Here is a 17,050-nt window from a genome sequence, read left to right on the forward strand (position 1 = left end):
TACTCACGCAACTTGTCGTTAATCTAAGATAAGTATCGTGATCTTGGTGATAATAAAGAACAGCCTATCTTAGAGATATGACATTTAGAACGTGCCACCAGCGCAGATGCACCTTGGCTAATTGTCGGTGTTGAAGATTTAATTGATAGTTAAACCTAGCTGATAGGTAAAAAAAATAAAAACCGCACAACAATTGTTGTGCGGTTTTTTATTATCCAATAAAACTATTTAAATAGAGTTATTTACAAACGTCTGCAACAGCATTCGCAAAGTAATCGATATTTGCTTGGCTGATACCTGCCACGTTTACGCGGCTAGAACCAACAATATAAATACCGTAGTCTTTTTGTAGGCGATCGATTTGCTCTTTATTAATTCCTAAGAAAGAGAACATACCGTGTTGACGGTCAATAAACGAGAAATCTTGCGCAATGCCTTTAGTCGCTAGGCTATCTTTGATCAATGTACGTAATCCATTGATACGGTTACGCATTTCATCAAGTTCGCTGTGCCACTGCTGTGTAAGCTCGGTGCTGCTTAAAATAGTGTTTACAATATCTGCACCGTGCGCAGGTGGCATTGAGTAAATACTACGTACCACGCTTAATAATACTGAGTTTGAAATATCAGCTGTTGCGCTGTCTTTCGCAATAATTGAACAGGCACCAATACGCTCGCGATATAGACCAAAGTTTTTCGAACATGACGAACAAATAATTAGTTCATCAACCGCATTTGCTAGAATACGTAAACCATTTGCATCTTCTTCAAGGCTTGAACCAAAACCTTGGTATGCGATATCAACAAGTGGTGTAAAGCCAACATCTTTTGCAAGTTCAGCAACCGTATTCCACTGGGTTTCGTTTAAGTCCATACCACTTGGGTTGTGACAGCATGCATGTAATAAAACAACGTCACCTTTAGGCACTTGCGTTAGGGTTTCGATCATTTCATCAAATAATAGGTCTTTGTTTTCATAATCGTAATATGGGTATTCTTTAACTGTCAGACCCGCCGCTTCAAATAAGCTAATGTGATTTGCCCATGTAGGATTAGTCACCCACACAGTCGCACCTGGATTACAACGAACGATAAATTCAGCAGCAACACGCAATGCACCTGTACCACCTGGCGCTTGTGCTGTACGAACACGATTAGCTAATAATGCTTGGTGCTCACCTAATAATAGGTTTTCCATTTTTTGACAGTAATCTAAGTTACCTGCCAAACCAATGTATGATTTGCTGGTTTCGTTTTCAAGACGGAACGCTTCAGCTTTTTTTACTGCTTTTAATACTGGCGTATTACCTTGCTCGTCTTTATAAACACCAACCCCTAAGTCAATCTTATTTGGGTTAGTATCTTGCTTATAGGCCGCCATAAGGCCAAGAATAGGATCAGTTGGTAATGGTTTTAATACTGAGAACATTGACTATCTCTTTCATTATTTAGGGGTTAGCTGTTGCACTAAGCTTAACATAAAAGCTCACTAGATTGACTAGTGATATTTACACTAAAAAGTGAGGAATTTTAATACAGCACGCAATTAATAGCGCTAATGTTTGCTGATTGAAAAAATCGTTATTAAACGCTTCACCATCAACAATACCAACACAACTATTGTCGCTGTTAAAAAGTGGTAAGCATGCTTCCGATTTTACTTTTGGATCGCAGGTGTAATATTCACCACCGCCTGCTAAATACTGCTCAACATTGTTGATCACTCGCCCTTTACTACTCAGTGCAACCTGCACATTATTACTACCTGCTGCAAATGCTTCGGTAAGTGGAAAAAGCGGTCGACTTGGCGCGCCAAAATAAGCCAGTTTAAGTAATTGCTCACCCTCAGGCGTTGCTGTGCTTTGGTAAATGCCGTACCAATCAACCTGAGTTTTCGCGACCACGTAATCAACTATCAATTGTAACTGAGCAAGTTTCTCTGTGGTGTGTTGATCTTGGTTTACATAATCAGTGAGTTTAAACGGCTCATCTTGTAAATAACCAAATAAACTGCACCCGCCGCCCTCGCCCAGCTCTGGGATTTGATACTGCCAACGAACGCTAGGAAGCGAGTTACTTGATAAATAATTTTCGAGCTGAGTAAGCTCATCAGTGACTAACTGCGCAGGCACATCTAATTGCGCAAGAGATAAATAAGAAGAAACCATTTAGCCATCCAAACATCTAAAAGAAGCGAATCATAGCATGGCTCAACGACCGCGACTAGCTTTGTTACTGCAGCAGTTTATAACACATTTCGATTTGATTGCCGGATGCGTTATAAGTCACTTGTTCGGCTATTTCTTCTAAAATAGACAGCCCGCGGCCGTGCTCTCGGTTATTACTGTTGGCAGTGCTATCCGTACTCGCAAAGCCATTACCAGAATCACAAATAGTAAAATAAAGGCTCAAAGTGTCAGGGCAATAACGAATGTCAACAATGATCAACGCATCCACTAGCTTAGCAAGCGTGGCTTCTCTAAGTTGATAATACTCAATAAAGCCATCTTCTTTGTTTTTAATCTCTGAGTCGAGCCCTAACACGCCATGATCAAGTGCATTATTATAGGCTTCAGAAAGCAGTAGAAAAATATCCGAGCGATGCGCAGTTAATCCACCCACTTGCGTTATTACTTCAACAATTTCAAGCACCGGATCTGTTTGTTTAATTTGCCGAGAATTAAGCGTTAAGGAAAAATTAAACGGTAGTCGAGAGTACGGCTCGCTATCTTCAGCCAAAGGAGGTACTGCTACACAATTAAACAACACTAAACTAAGGTCATCTTGTTGTGCACTGCCATGGGCAAACTGTGTGACTTGGCTTATCACATCGTGACTATTCACTTTGCGTTTACTCGCGAGTGTTTGGATAAAGCGCTGCTCGCCAAAAAACTCATCTTCAGCATTGGTGGTTTCTATTATGCCATCGGTTGCAAGCACCAGCCGCATACTGGTATCAACTTCAAAATGTACTAATTCGCGCTCAAATTCATCACGTTCTAAAATTCCCAGCGCCATATGTTGCGACTCTAAAACCTTTAATACTTTACCTTGTTGATCAATTAAATAAGCATCAGGTAAACCGCCTAGCCAAGCCGAGACACTTTTCCCTGAACTGCTCAACTCGATAATTGTCGCAGCGCAAAACATATGCCCAGGCAGTAATTGTGCTAATACAGCATTCACCTCAGCAGCAATATCACTCACCGCCATGCCTTTATTCACCATAGTATAAAAAACTTTCGATGCAGGCAGTGCCCCCACCGCAGCAGCTAAACCATGCCCGGTAAAATCACCCAACATACAATACAGACTACCAATTGGGCTTTGCCCTACTAAGCACATATCACCATTGAACATAGACGCGGGCGACAAATGAAAATCAATATTGTCGGTAAATTGACCTTGGTTCTCTAGTGCATTATTAAAGATGTGCTCAACAATTTCGTGTTCACGCTCGGTTTGATTGTAATGATATTCTAATAACTTATTTTGCTCGTGGGTTTTGAGACTTAATTTGCGAGTACGACTGTGGGCTTTTATTTTTGCGGTTAAAATTACTTTATCAAACGGTTTATGAATAAAGTCATCGCCACCCACTTCTAAGCAGCGCTCAAAGCTGCTTTGATCTTCCAGTGACGTTATAAAAATAATAGGTAGGTGAACTTCATTATGGCGCAGCTTAATTTTAGCTGCCGTTTCATAGCCATCCATAATTGGCATTATTACATCGAGTAATACAATATCAATGCTTTGCTGATCTAATATTGCTAATGCTTCAACCCCATTGCTAGCAACAGATACCTGATAATTTTGTTGCTCCAGCATCACTTTTAACAGCGTACAATTAAGTGGTTGGTCATCAACAACGAGAACGTGCATCAATCAATATCAAACTTTTTATCAAAACGAGATATTTGTAGGATTTTTTTGAGCTGCGGTTGGCAATTACTAATTTGAATTGCATCAACTGAAGTACCCAAGGTTTTTTTCATATTTAGCAACATGCCCAACGCAGAGCTGTCCATGTAATCTGTTTCACGTAAATCAATAACGATCTTACCGGTCTTGTCACTTATATCGGCGTACGCCTGTCGAAACGACTGTACTAAATTAAAGTCAAACTTCCCTTTAATTTGAATAGTCAGCGTAGCACCATCAGCTGATGCACTCTTACTTAGACTCATTTACTTCACTCCTGCTCAGATTATCCATTCTTAATTAGTATTAAATATAACTGCTTAAAAGTAATTAGCCAAAAATAAAAACACCTAAGCGCAAATTTGTTATTAGATTTGATATTATAGCGACTATTGTTATTTAACGTTTTCAATGCAGGTTAAGCAAAGCATGAGTGATAGTAATTTAGTTTATTCAACAGAAACTGGTCGTATTAGCCAACCTAAGCCAACTAAAGAAGTCGCAGGCAAGGTATTTAAAGACGGCGCCCTGCGCATTGAACGCCAAACCAAAGGCCGTAAAGGCAAAGGCGTGATGCTGATAACAGGTATTGACAGCGAACAACACGACTTAAAAAAGCTCGCCAAAACAATTAAAAGCAAAATGGGCCAAGGCGGCGCAGTAAAAGACGGCATCATCGAAGTACAAGGTGACGACCGCGATAAACTCAAAGCCATCCTAGAAGCACTGAAGTTCAAAGTAAAAATTGCCGGCGGCTAACCCCTAATAGCAAGTAGTGGGTATGCGTCAACAAGCAGCAGTTATATGATTTTCAACTAATCTTATGACCGCTGCAAATTGATAGCAAGCACTACTTTGATTGTTTATCCTCTTTTGAATGTGTTCAATATTTTTTGTTCACCCTCAAGCATATTCTGGATAGCAGCACTGCTCTTAATACGCTTATAAAGTGCAGTAAGGTTAGGCCAACGTTGTGCGTCTATTTGCTCACCGCCATGCTCCATGTTTATAAGCTGGCAGCAAAATGCAATATCAGCCAAAGTTAAACTGTTACCGACGAAGAACTCATTATCACCGAGTATATTTTCTAAATAGTCAAAATGCGGCGGGAGTTTTTCAGTTAAGGCACTAAGTATTAACGCTTCATCTGGTTGCTTTTGCATGCTTGGAGAAATAACACGCTGCTGAAATATCGTAAACGTAGTTAAAGGCGCTAGTTCGTAATCTGCATATTTTTCAAGCCAACGTACCTGTGCACGCTGCGCAGGTGTTTCACCGAGTACAGAAGGTAAATTTGAATATTTTTCATCAATGTACTGACAAATAACACTGGAGTCAGCCAAGGTTAAATCGCCCTCTTTTAGCGCAGGAATGCGCCCTAAAGGATTCATCTCTTTAAACCAATCAGGTTGATCAAATGGGAGCACAATTTCAAGTTGATAATCAAGTTGTTTGTAATCTAAACAAAAACGCACTTTGCGCACATATGGAGAAAGCGGTACGCCATACACTATTATGCTCATAATAAATCCTTGCAATAAAAATAATAAATACAATTTACAAAAGCCAAAAAGGCCACGACGGCATCATATGAGTATCTTTCAAATACGCTCAATGTGCACTTTAATTACCGTATAGCAGCATTAAAGAAATCCGTCCAAAAATCTAGTAAAGTCTTGGTATACCTTTCAACATCAGTAACCTTCACTTCTATTTGATTGGTACCACTCTTAAAAAGATTTGGTTGCGCAGACTTTAATCTATTTAATGATTTCCCTTCACCATGCTTGATAGCATTTGCTAGATCTCTAAGCTCTGAATTGCAAATTTTCCATTTAGAATTTGGCGAGGTATCTACATTTAATGCGGTCAATTTACTTTTCTTAACATTCCCGTCTTCTGTTTGGAAGATACGAGTACAGTCCCTTTCAAATTGGTGAAACAGCCAAGTAATTGAACTATTTAAAAACTCTTGCTTCATGTGTGTGTGAATAAGGTAATGGCTCACACCTTCCTGAAACGCCTCTTCCAATCCATGCGTCTCACCCATGGTTTCAGGGTCGAAACTTTTAGCTGAATTTTGATATGCTGTTTCTTCAACTACTTGAGACTCAGCGTCAACAGAGTCGAAACTAGAATATAATCTTTTAATTATTGTGTCCGAGACGTATTTGACATTATTAATCGTATCGATTTTGTCAATTTCATATAAATGCTTCAAAATTACACCCATTCTTTGTGCACATAACGATCGATTAACGAGTTAAAAATAGTGGGCTAAAATTGAGCAAAGCGAAAAGCCCGCTGCTTTTAATCCCTGTTTAATTGCTTGTTATGCGAACTCTTCGAGTATGCCGTATAAGCCTACAAACCTCACACCTAACTTATCATTGTGTTTTAAAACTATTTCTAACTCATGCTTTTGATACATAACCGAATTAGCTTGCACTGAACCATTCCACGATCTCATTAATAATATTGCAGAACTTTCTACGTCAATTCCCCACCAAGTCTCAACATATATATTCAAAAAGTTTACTAATGATTTTAAAGCGATAAGAGAATCTTCTGCGGAGTAATACTCTGAATTAAGTGCCATCTTCGTTATTTTGCACTTTTCATTTGAGTCATCCTGAAGTGCTTTATGATAATAAGCAATACCATCGTTACCAGCAACAGTAGACACCTCCTGCTTTAATGTTTTTACTTTCGGGTGTACCAATGAATTGCGTTGATCAATTAACTTTTTAACAATCTGTGTTTCTTTTTCCCCACGCGGCAACGATTCGTCTTTATGCCACTGGAGTACAAAATCGAGTTTGTCTAAGGTCGAAAATTTATCAATTTTGTCTTTTATTTTCGAGGTTATTTCAACTGATGTAAGAAATGAATTAGCAGCCGCTTCTAGAGCATAGTTAACAGACATAATACTAGATTTTGACAATGTATTTTGCGTGTTTTTATCACATTCCGAAGATGCAAGTTCATAAAGTAAAACTGCATCTGAGAAAATAGAAAAAAATGTATTATCCGTTATTTCTACTGAACGATTCATAACACTCCGTGGTCGCATAACGCCGCATTAAGCGGACTAAAATAGTTGGTTATAATGTGTAGCGAAGCGGAACCTAACCAACTGTTTTAGTTCCGTTTAAATGCCTTGTTATGTTCTTTACGCACAAGAAATACGCCCATGCGATTAATATGATTTGCAATGGTGCTCGTATCAACAAATAAACAGCTCCCCATTGATGACCACCTAGCCCAACACTATTTAATGCAGCGTATATATTTGCAGGAAAAAACAATACAAAAATGAGAATACCAAGTTTCGCAGCAATGGGTTGGAGCTTAGGTTTGAAAAGAGCAATACCAACTAATAATTCGAGAGCCCCCGTAAAATATATTAATGAAACTTTGAAAGGTACCCAAGAAGGAAGCATTTCAACCATTCCATCTGTTTTTACGATGTGACCTACAAAGAAAAAAATAAATGCTAGCCCCAAACCCCAACAAGCATACTTGTTAATATCAACAGGCACCTTCATGAATTTAGAGTAAGCAAAGGCCATACCCAGCGGAGAAGAAAGAATTAAAAGAATTATTATTGGAGTTACCATGGTTCCACCCTAAGAACATAACATCTTATTGAACACCATTCTGGTGGCTTATAACACACCAAAACGGCGTATATTACATACCCTGATAATTTCACCAATAATTACCTTTGTAAACAGGTAATTAAAAAAGCTAGGAATTAAGCATGTTATTTTGCCCCAAAACGGCGGTTAATAATGTTATCGGACAAAGTTAGGCCCCCTACTTAAAGAAGTAGCAATAAATTTAATTTGTTCAGTGTCCGGTTCGCTCAAAGCAGAGCTTTGAAATAATTACACTAACGGTTTTGGGGCAAAACGCGTTAGTGTATTTGAACAACAAAGCGTTTTAATTGCGCTTTTGTTTTACAACCGAAAGAATCAGGCTATCAATTTCATTATTCACAGCCCCAATGCTGCTGTTGGTTAATATCACATAGCCAAAATTTAGGTCTGTAATAGAACGTGTTAATGAGACCCAGCCTCGGTTAAATCCGGCAAAGCCAAGACTATTATTTTCTGCGTCAACTACATAGCTCATACTCCAGCGCCCGTTAGTATTCTCAGCTGGTTTTATCATTAGATCGATTAGCTGTTCTGGCAATAACGTTGCACCGTTATAATGCCCATCTTTATTGCGTAATACTGCCATATTAAAACGCGCTAAATCTAAAGCCGTTGTTTGTAAACCTGCGGCTGCTTTTTCATTAAAGTACACCATACCCGTTACTTTGCCAGTTTCGTCGTAAGGGGTTGCCGACCTGTTTAAAACGTTTTCAGTAATGTTGAAAGTAGAGTTCGTCATGTTTAGCGGTTCGAACACGTTTCTCTGCATATAATCTTCAAATGCTAAGCCGGATACATCTTCTATTAAAAGTTGCACTACAGAATACCCACCACCAGAGTAAGACCACTTGGTATCGGGTGCATGAACAAGCTCAACGAGTCCAGCACCGTTATTATTTCCATTAAGTGAATCAACAATAGATGATAACTTTTCGCGAGAGTCCCAACCTGCATAAGGCCCCAGCGACAAACCTGAAGTGTGGGATAGGATATTTCTTAACGTTACTTTTTTTACATTAAACTTGGAATTAGGGATCTGCCAGCGTTTGAGGTATTGATTAATTGGCTCGTCTAGATCTACTTTGCCTTGTGCGACAAGTTGCATTGCCCCCCAAGCAGTAACCAGCTTAGAAATAGAGCCAACGTTAAACATTGTGTTTACGGTTATTTCCGCTTCGGTCGCTACATCGGCGAAACCATAAGAGCGAAATTCAACGATTTCATTTCCATTGACGAATGCCAGTGCCACACCTGGAGCTTGGTGCCTTTCTAAAATCTTCGGTATCTCAGCGTCTAAGCGCTTAGTCAACTCAGATACATCAGCAATTTCTTCGGCAAAAACAAAGTTAGCTAAAATTAGTGTATACAATATCAAAATAGATTTAATCATGACTTTCCTTATGCGTACAACGCCCATTGATGCGCTTGCTAGGCGCTACTTTGTAAACTCGCTTTTCAACAACTTTCCTGTTGTTAGCTCTATATAACATTTAAAGCCAGCAAAATTATTAGCGATCACGAAGTTATTGACCAAATCAAAACCTGAGAAATTAACGTATGCGTCGCAGCTTTGAGTTGTTGGATTCTCCGCTAACCATATAACAGAGCCGTCTTGACTAAGGCACTGTAAGTTACGTGCTATAGAGCTTTGATTAAACTCCATGTAGTCAAAAATGACTAAAATATTCTGTTCAAATTTTTTCGGCATCCAATATTGAGTATGGCAACTCAATAGTGACTCCATTTATCTCAATTCTTTTTTTATTAAAATGAACCATCGATTACGCCTAACGCCTCGCTTAATTGGCGCAAAATAGTAAGCTAAAATTAGCTACGAAAGAACGCAAGACAGCTGCTTTGCGTCCCTTGTTATTTAATCGTTTGTTAGCTAACAGCAAACACATATTTGCGGCCTATAAATAAGCACCTAGTTACCTAGCCCCTAAAACCTTTTTGTAGCTGGGCTTGGCTATGCTCAACCCAACTACAACCGCTTAATTTAACACCGTGCCAACTTACAACTTATGACTTACCGCTTAAAGCTCGGATCAAAATACCATCGCTTTACCGCGCCCTGACGCTTCTGAGCCGGCATCTAGTTTGCCATCACGTTCGATGATCACATGCATATCACCAAAACGGCGCTCGTCGAGTGTATAACCCATTTTCTCTAGTGCTTTAACAACGTCGGCATCTAACCCTGCATGATAGCGGATCACATTTTTAGGCCAAAGTTGATGGTGAAAACGCGGGCTATTCACGACCTGCTCTGCGCTCATATTAAATTCCACAGCATTTAAGATAGATTCATACACTGAGCTAATAATCGTAGTGCCACCCGGTGAGCCGGTGACCATTTTAACTTTATTGTCTTTGAGTAAAATAGTGGGTGTCATTGAGCTGAGCATGCGTTTATGTGGCTGAATTTCATTAGCTTTACCACCGAGAGCACCAAATACATTCATCACCCCTGGTTTGGCGCTAAAGTCATCCATTTCATCATTTAGCAAAAAGCCTGCGCCTGCCACAACTACACCACTGCCGTAGCCTAAATTAATAGTGGTCGTGTTAGAGACCGCATTGCCCCATTTATCAACAATCGAAAAGTGTGTAGTTTGCTCACTTTCATAAAGCCCTGGTTTAATGTCTTCGGTGGTGGATATTTTATCAAGCGTGATAGTGCTACTGCGCTTTTTAAGGTAATCAGCTGCGATTAATTCGCTCTTTGGTACGTCATAAAAGTCCGGATCGCCTAAGTACTCTGCTCTATCGGCAAAAACGCGTTTGCCAATTTCTGCTAATAAATGAATATATGGTGTGGAGTTATGTTCAAGACCTGTACTTGGCTTAGTTAGCTCGTACATTTTTAACCACTGTAAAATTGCAATCCCGCCAGAGCTAGGCGGTGGAGATGTAAGTACTTGATAACCGTTCCAATTAGATTTGATCGGAATACGTGACTTAGCTTGATACGCTTTTAAATCTGCTTGCGTAATGATCCCGCCATGTTCAGCCATAAAATAGGCAATGATTTTAGCTGTTTCACCTTGATAAAAGCCGGCTTTACCTTGATCGCGAATTCGTTTTAATGTCGCTGCAAGCTCTGGTTGTTTAAAGTTTTTATTGGCTTTGGCACTTGCAAAGTAATCAGCAAAATTAATTGTGACGTCTTTTTTAGCCATGCGAGCAATGTAGCGTTCAATACTACTGGCAAGCTTTGGATGAACAATAAAACCCTGCTCAGCCAACTTAACGGCCGGCTCAACCAGTGTTTTCCACTCAAGGGTGCCGTGTTTTTGATGGGCAAGCCACATACCAGCAACGCTGCCTGGTACACCGCTGGCGTGGATGCCGTATACCGATTTATTGGTAATGACCTCTCCCTTATCATCTAAATACATATCGCGGTGTGCGGCACTTGGTGCGGTTTCACGGTAATCAATAAAATCGCCTTTACCGTCTTTTTGGATCAGCATAAATCCACCACCGCCAATATTACCCGCTTCAGGTAGAGTAACCGCTAATACAAATTGGGCTGCAATTGCTGCATCTACCGCATTACCGCCTTGCTCTAAAATAGCTCTTGCGGTGTCACTACTGTAACTATCTGGCATGGCAACAGCGGCTTGCGAAGTTTTGTCTTTAGCCACTACCATTATTTGTAATTGCATAACGACTATACTGAAAATCAGTAAATGTTTAGCACCTGCGAACATATTAAATTCCTTATCCGTTATAGTTCTTAATTATTTTATTAAATCATTAATACACGCTCTGTGTATATGGGTCAAACGACTCTGCGTTTGATCAGACAGACTTACGGTATAACACGGCGGGTAACTCACCAAATTCATCGCTGTGAGTATACTGCTCTATAAATTGCATACCGAGTTTTTTCATTACCTTAATAGAGCCATAATTTGCTTTGAGTGCCGTGGCGCTAAGTGCTTTGACATCTGTGTGTTGTGTAACTGCATCGGCAACAGCGGCGGCAGCTTCACTGGCATACCCTTTCCCCCAACTTACACGCTTAAAGCGCCAACCAATTTCAATATCGCTATAATCTGGTTGCTCAGTAAAAAATTTCATCGGCCGAATCAAAATCCATCCTATAAAAGTATCACTTTCATTGAGATTAACTTGCCATAACCCCCACCCTTGCTGTTGGTTTCGATAAGCTTGCATCCGAGGAATAAATACTTCTTTGATGGTGTTCATGGTGCTTACCTTACCCCGCGTTAGGTGCTCCATGACCGCAGGGTCATTGTCCAGCTCAAATAATAATGCGTCGTCATTTTCATCCATTAATTTAAAATTGAGCCGTGCTGTTCGAGGTACATTCATTTTAGAACCTGTATATTGCTTGTTTTTAGATTGTCATTAATACTGTACCTAAGGAAAACCTCCTTAGTAAATAAATCTTTTTATTAGAGAACCAATATGAAAAAATTAGCAAGCTTAGTTTTATTAGGGTGTGTGGCGTTAGCGGGCTGTGAAGATGCCAACGAGGTAAAAAAAGATGCCGCAGAAGCAAAAGCAGAAGCTCAACAAGCGATCAGTGATGCATGGGATGAAGTAAAAGAAACCACCAATGAATTTAAAGGTGAATCTCTTGATGAACTACTGCAAGAAAGCAAAAAACTGGGCCTTGATATGTACGACGATGGCAAAGAAGTTGCCCTTGATGCTTGGATTGAAAGTAAAGAAGCCGCAGGCGAATTGACAGAGAAAACCAAACAAAAAGCGCAAGAACTTGCTGACGAATTAAAAGCAGCCCGTGAAGAGCGCGAAAAAGAAAATAATTAATCTATTTAGATAATTGATTAGGCTGCCTGTAAGGGCAGCCTATATTTCACACCTACATTTATTATTCCCATCGTATTCTCCAGTGCAATGTCTCAGCTTTAAAAAATATTCATATAAAATCAAATAGACAGCGTTAAATTATCGATAATTTACGCATTTACTCCTATACTCCAGCTGAAATCAACATACAAAATAAGTAGGATACACAATGAAAAAACTGCCTATCGCAATAGCACTGTGCGCTATATGTGCATCTGCAAGTTCATATGCGGAAGTACGCATTAATGGTTTTGCCTCTATCGTTGGTGGTAAAACTTTGGATGACGATGCTTCACTGTATGGATACGACAACGACATTTCATTTAAAAATGAAAGCGTATTTGCTTTACAGGTATCAGCTGATTTACAGGATAAGCTCAGTGCCACAGCACAAATTGTTGCTCGCGGTGAAAATGATTTTGATGCCGAATTTGAATGGGCTTACTTAACATACGAATTTACTGATGAGCTGCAACTCAGTGCAGGTAAAATGCGTGTGCCTTTTTATCGTTATTCTGACTTTTTAGATGTGGGTTACGCCTATCGTTGGGTCAGACCTCCTCAATCAGTCTATAACATTCCATTTTCGACTTATGAAGGCTTGAGCTTACTACACACATCGCAACTAGGTGACTGGGATTCAACAGTGCAAGTTATTTACGGTGGCTTTGATGGTGACATTGCAGCGGTAACTGACAATGATGAAGCAGAACTAAATGATATCGCCGGAGTGAACTGGACCCTATCTTATGATTGGTTTAGTGTACGCGCCGCTTACTTAGTTGCTGAAACCTCGATTGATTTAAGTAATGACGAACTTGGCGGCCAAGCAATTAATGGTCTAGAGCAACTCTTACGAGACAATGGTTTACTCGCTCAAGCTGATAACCTCGCTATTGATGAAGACGACGGTACTTTTATCGGCGTAGGTGTGTCGATTGACTACAACAATATATTGTTTGATGCCGAATATACCCAGTTTGAAGTAGAAAACAGTATATTAGCCAAGCAATCGCAATATTATGCGTCGGTGGGTTATCGAATGGATGAGTGGATTGTGCATTTTACATATGAAGATAATGACGACAAACACGATAATTCACGCTTTGATCAAATAACACAAGTCCCTCCTCTCAATAACGGTATTAACCAAGCATTGAATAGCGTACGTGCACAAAGCAACGTATACACTATTGGCACGCGCTACGACTTTCATCCGTCAGCTGCACTAAAAGTTGATTTTAGTCGTTTTAATGATGATATTTCAGATACTGAAACGGATGTGATTGCCGTTGCTGTTGATTTAGTTTTTTAAGGGGAATGGTATGAAAAAACTAATTTTTGCAAGTCTACTCTCTGCCTGTTCGTTTAGCGTGTTGGCTGATGTTGCGGTGATTGTGAATGCAAGTAATGGCAATAGCGTAGATCAAGATGAAATAAAAAAAATCTATCTTGGTAAAAGCAAATCGTTTGCTGATGGTGTGAAAGTAAACCCGGTCAATCAAAACGGTAATGGTGTAGCGGATGAATTCAATGACAAAGTCGTTGGTAAATCAAGCAGTCAGCTTAATGCGTATTGGTCAAAACTGGTTTTTACAGGTAAAGGCACACCGCCAGAAAAACTAGACAACGACCAAGCAGTGATCGACTTTGTGACAAACAATACCGATGCAATTGGCTATATCGATAGTAGCAAAGTAACTAACGCTGTAAAAGTGGTCGCTACTTTTTAGCATTTTAAACACACATTTTAATACAATATAAAACGCCTTGTGGCTGTAAACCACAAGGCGTTTTTACTTTGAACTATTGGGCTATTAGACGTCCAGTTTATTCCACTTTAAATTTAGCCGTCGCATCCAATAGGTTATCAGATAGATAATGCAAGTTTTTCGCAACATCACGAACCGCAGTAAGCGACGCCATCGTATCTTCGAACGACATATGCATGTTAGATACGTTTTCAACGACCATAGCCGCGACCGATGTTTGCTCCTCAGTTGCAGCTGCAATTTGTGAATTCATGCCATTAATTTCAAGCATTTGCTCTGCAATTTTTTCAATTGAGACGCCGGTGTTTTCTGCTGCTTTTGCGTTATTACTGGCCATATCTCGTGCTGATGTCATGGCACTAACCGATTCATTTGCAGCGCTGGTTAACGTATTTAATAACTCACGAATTTCATTGGTAGATTTTGCGGTACGTGAAGCAAGCTCCCTCACTTCGTCTGCAACGACTGCGAAACCACGCCCTTGCTCACCGGCTCTTGCCGCCTCGATTGCGGCGTTAAGCGCTAATAAGTTTGTTTGTTCTGCAATAGCTGTGATCACATTGAGTATTTGTGTCACATTTTTTGTATCGTCCGCTAATTTATTAATCGTCGTGGCGGCACGGTTAATTTCAGCGCTTAAAGTTTGCGACTGCGATACCGATGTTTGAATTTGCGAACGGCTTTGCGCTACTTCTTGTTCAGCCGTTTGTGCTGCCCGTGAAGCACTTGCTGCTGAGTGTGAAATATCTCCTACACTTTGTTTCATCTCTTCCATTGATTGTTTAACTATTTCAGCATCAGCAGTTTGCTTACTCGTGGCTTTTTCTGCTTGTTCCATCCCCTGAACTAAGCGAGTTGAATTTTCCATCAAAGGTTCACATACCGCCATCACTTCTAATACTGACTCTTTTAGCAGCGCAATAAAGGCATTAAAGTTAATAGATACTTGGCCAATTTCATCTTCATTACGAACGGTAAGTTGTGTGCTCAACGACCCTTTCCCCTCACCTAACAAGCGTAAGTTTGCGGCGGCATCACTGGCTGCTGCTGCAATACCGCGGGCAATCCAAATCGCCATAAATAATAGTAATAACAATGATACCGATGAAACAACTAACATTAAGGTTAATGCATGATCAGAGCGTGACTTGGTACTTTTTACTAATTCGAAAAAACGATCATCGGCACGTTGCTGTGCTACTTTGAGGCTTTGCAACACTGAATTATACATATTCGTTTTGGTTTGAGCTTGTTGCTGAATCTTACTAAAGTCCGCTGTACCACTGATCATATCATTAGCAATTTTTGATGATATCGCTGCGTATTCAGTTAACTGTGTGCGTGTTTGGCTATCAATGTAACTACTATTAATGTTATTTATCGCATCAAGGTTTGCTGTTAACAATGTCAACGTGTCTGTTGCTTTAACAACCAGATCCTGCTCACCAAAGGTAACTGCTTGCGTATACAGCTCATCTAACTTTTCAAGTAATCCAACATTAGCAGAGGTTAGCTTTACCACTTGATAAGATGTTTTTTCAAGTTCGTCCAATGAACCCCGGTTGTCTCCCATCGCAATGTAATTGATCAATACAATAACCATAAACGCGATAACGGCAATGCTTGTTATAGCGTGAATTTTTTTACTGATGCTTAGGTTTTGAAAAGACAAACTTGAAGCCATGCTATTTACCTTATTATTTTAACTGTGTGTATTATCGGCCTAATAACTATAAGTGTTAACTATATTTGTAATTTATCTAGCTTTACCACCTAAAAAGCATATAAACAGCAAAAAAGGACTATAGCGATTCACTTAACTGAAAACTAAATTTGTAAATCAACCGCTTACTTTGCGATTTATAGACTATTATTTAATCGTTGAATTATTTGCCAAGATTGGCAATATAGATACAAACTGCCTCAATAAGCATAACTGACTATTGAGATTGTGCAGAGATTAGCACTGTGCTGGAAATATAAATGAAAGGAGTATCACCTTGGCTATTAAACACTTTTTAAAACCTTTGCTGTTAAGCGCCGCGTTAGCTGGCGCTTTAACTGGCTGTCAGCTTACGCAAACCAGTTTACCCGCGATCAGTGATAGTGGCACTAAACAGCTAGGACAGGTTGTTTGGCATGATTTAGTTACACCGGATCTAAAACAATCTCAAGCTTTTTACAAAGCGGTTTTTGATTGGCAATTTCAAGCAGTCAACGATGACTATCTGCTGGTTAGTACAAATGGTCAAGTCATTGCCGGTATGGCTGCCCTTGATAACAACCAAAATAATAGTCATTGGCTGGCGCTGGTATCTGTCGCAGATGTTGATGGTGTGGTCAAAGCCACACATTCCGCTGGCGGTAAAACGTTGATTGCTAAAACAACCATTGCAGGACGTGGTGAGGTTGCGGTATTAGAGGACCCACAAGGTGCTTTATTCTCAGTGATAAATACAATCAATGGAGATCCTGCTCTAACAGTAAGTGATAATAGCTGGATTTGGCAAGAAGTCTGGAGCGATGACCCCGCTGCCAGCAGCGCCTTTTATCAGCAGCTTGCAGGTTATAGTGCGGCACAAAAAACCTTGTTTGGCACTAACTATTCGTTCTTAAAAATCAACAACAGCCCTGCTTTTGGCTTTGTAAAAAAACCAGATGCGGAAATAGGCAATACCTGGGTAAATTATATTAAAGTAGCCGATGTTGATGCAACGATATTAAAAGTAACCGCCGCTGGAGGGCAAGTGCTGATGGCCCCTGATGATGCTGTGCGTAACGGTACTGTTGCAATAATTCGTGATCCAGCGGGCGCTGGTTTAGTAATTCAGGAGACTCTAAAATGAAAAA

General features: G+C 40.0%; 17 protein-coding genes and 1 pseudogene. 6 read left to right on the top strand and 12 right to left on the bottom strand.

From position 1 onward, the window contains the following. Nucleotides 1-30: 30 nt before the first annotated feature. Nucleotides 31-153 (top strand): annotated as a pseudogene (locus tag V7783_RS00870) (Tim44 domain-containing protein); the annotation flags it as partial. Between the two features lie 85 nt (nucleotides 154-238). Here V7783_RS00870 and V7783_RS00875 read toward each other — a convergent pair. The 4 genes from V7783_RS00875 to V7783_RS00890 all read right to left on the bottom strand — a co-directional run bounded on the left by V7783_RS00875 (nucleotide 239) and on the right by V7783_RS00890 (nucleotide 4,187). Continuing rightward, a complete protein-coding gene (locus V7783_RS00875; protein ID WP_335677121.1) occupies nucleotides 239-1,429 on the bottom strand; it encodes an amino acid aminotransferase in 1,191 nt (396 codons plus the stop codon). A 79-nt stretch (nucleotides 1,430-1,508) separates the two neighbouring features. Further along, complete coding sequence (locus V7783_RS00880; RefSeq protein WP_335677122.1) at nucleotides 1,509-2,168, bottom strand: histidine kinase; 660 nt, start codon at nucleotides 2,166-2,168, stop codon at nucleotides 1,509-1,511. A 64-nt stretch (nucleotides 2,169-2,232) separates the two neighbouring features. Further along, nucleotides 2,233-3,882, bottom strand: a complete 1,650-nt coding sequence (locus tag V7783_RS00885) for an ATP-binding SpoIIE family protein phosphatase (protein WP_335677123.1) — start codon at nucleotides 3,880-3,882, stop codon at nucleotides 2,233-2,235. Then, complete coding sequence (locus V7783_RS00890) at nucleotides 3,882-4,187, bottom strand: STAS domain-containing protein (RefSeq protein ID WP_064667672.1); 306 nt, start codon at nucleotides 4,185-4,187, stop codon at nucleotides 3,882-3,884. Before V7783_RS00890 ends, V7783_RS00885 begins: the two co-directional genes overlap by 1 nt. 163 nt (nucleotides 4,188-4,350) lie before the next feature. Between V7783_RS00890 and V7783_RS00895 the strand changes: the two genes are divergently transcribed. Continuing rightward, nucleotides 4,351-4,680 carry a stress response translation initiation inhibitor YciH gene (locus V7783_RS00895; protein ID WP_335677124.1) on the top strand — a complete coding sequence of 110 codons (330 nt, stop codon included), beginning with the start codon at nucleotides 4,351-4,353 and terminating at the stop codon, nucleotides 4,678-4,680. 104 nt (nucleotides 4,681-4,784) lie between these two features. On the opposite strand, the gene V7783_RS00900 is transcribed toward V7783_RS00895, so the two are convergent. The 7 genes from V7783_RS00900 to V7783_RS00930 all read right to left on the bottom strand — a co-directional run bounded on the left by V7783_RS00900 (nucleotide 4,785) and on the right by V7783_RS00930 (nucleotide 11,927). Continuing rightward, a complete protein-coding gene (locus V7783_RS00900; RefSeq protein WP_335677125.1) occupies nucleotides 4,785-5,444 on the bottom strand; it encodes a glutathione S-transferase family protein in 660 nt (219 codons plus the stop codon). A gap of 104 nt (nucleotides 5,445-5,548) precedes the next feature. Then, a complete protein-coding gene (locus V7783_RS00905; RefSeq protein ID WP_335677126.1) occupies nucleotides 5,549-6,142 on the bottom strand; it encodes a hypothetical protein in 594 nt (197 codons plus the stop codon). Nucleotides 6,143-6,253: 111 nt separating this feature from the next. Then, nucleotides 6,254-6,976, bottom strand: coding sequence for a hypothetical protein (locus tag V7783_RS00910; RefSeq protein ID WP_055011464.1), 723 nt, complete (start codon nucleotides 6,974-6,976; stop codon nucleotides 6,254-6,256). A gap of 73 nt (nucleotides 6,977-7,049) precedes the next feature. Beyond that, on the bottom strand, nucleotides 7,050-7,541 hold the full coding sequence (locus tag V7783_RS00915) for a DoxX family protein (protein ID WP_335677127.1): 492 nt from the start codon (nucleotides 7,539-7,541) through the stop codon (nucleotides 7,050-7,052). Between the two features lie 325 nt (nucleotides 7,542-7,866). Continuing rightward, entirely contained in the window at nucleotides 7,867-8,973 is a 1,107-nt protein-coding gene (locus V7783_RS00920) for a serine hydrolase domain-containing protein (protein ID WP_335677128.1), read from the bottom strand. A gap of 658 nt (nucleotides 8,974-9,631) precedes the next feature. Further along, a complete protein-coding gene (ggt, locus tag V7783_RS00925) occupies nucleotides 9,632-11,254 on the bottom strand; it encodes a gamma-glutamyltransferase (RefSeq protein WP_335677333.1) in 1,623 nt (540 codons plus the stop codon). A 136-nt stretch (nucleotides 11,255-11,390) separates the two neighbouring features. Further along, on the bottom strand, nucleotides 11,391-11,927 hold the full coding sequence (locus tag V7783_RS00930; protein WP_335677129.1) for a GNAT family N-acetyltransferase: 537 nt from the start codon (nucleotides 11,925-11,927) through the stop codon (nucleotides 11,391-11,393). Between the two features lie 96 nt (nucleotides 11,928-12,023). Between V7783_RS00930 and V7783_RS00935 the strand changes: the two genes are divergently transcribed. From V7783_RS00935 to V7783_RS00945, 3 genes are all read left to right on the top strand, one after another. Beyond that, entirely contained in the window at nucleotides 12,024-12,389 is a 366-nt protein-coding gene (locus V7783_RS00935) for a hypothetical protein (RefSeq protein ID WP_335677130.1), read from the top strand. A 208-nt stretch (nucleotides 12,390-12,597) separates the two neighbouring features. Further along, nucleotides 12,598-13,743: a porin gene (locus tag V7783_RS00940; RefSeq protein ID WP_335677131.1), complete on the top strand. Its 1,146-nt coding sequence runs from the start codon at nucleotides 12,598-12,600 to the stop codon at nucleotides 13,741-13,743. A gap of 10 nt (nucleotides 13,744-13,753) precedes the next feature. Beyond that, nucleotides 13,754-14,161: a phosphate ABC transporter substrate-binding protein gene (locus V7783_RS00945; protein WP_335677132.1), complete on the top strand. Its 408-nt coding sequence runs from the start codon at nucleotides 13,754-13,756 to the stop codon at nucleotides 14,159-14,161. A gap of 97 nt (nucleotides 14,162-14,258) precedes the next feature. Here the strand turns inward: V7783_RS00945 and V7783_RS00950 are convergent, their stop codons facing one another. Continuing rightward, nucleotides 14,259-15,884, bottom strand: coding sequence for a methyl-accepting chemotaxis protein (locus V7783_RS00950; protein WP_335677133.1), 1,626 nt, complete (start codon nucleotides 15,882-15,884; stop codon nucleotides 14,259-14,261). Nucleotides 15,885-16,200: 316 nt separating this feature from the next. Between V7783_RS00950 and V7783_RS00955 the strand changes: the two genes are divergently transcribed. Further along, nucleotides 16,201-17,046: a VOC family protein gene (locus V7783_RS00955; RefSeq protein ID WP_335677134.1), complete on the top strand. Its 846-nt coding sequence runs from the start codon at nucleotides 16,201-16,203 to the stop codon at nucleotides 17,044-17,046. Nucleotides 17,047-17,050: the final 4 nt, after the last annotated feature.

Origin of the sequence: Pseudoalteromonas sp. (genome assembly GCF_036960685.1) — a bacterium.
GTDB lineage: Bacteria > Pseudomonadota > Gammaproteobacteria > Enterobacterales > Alteromonadaceae > Pseudoalteromonas.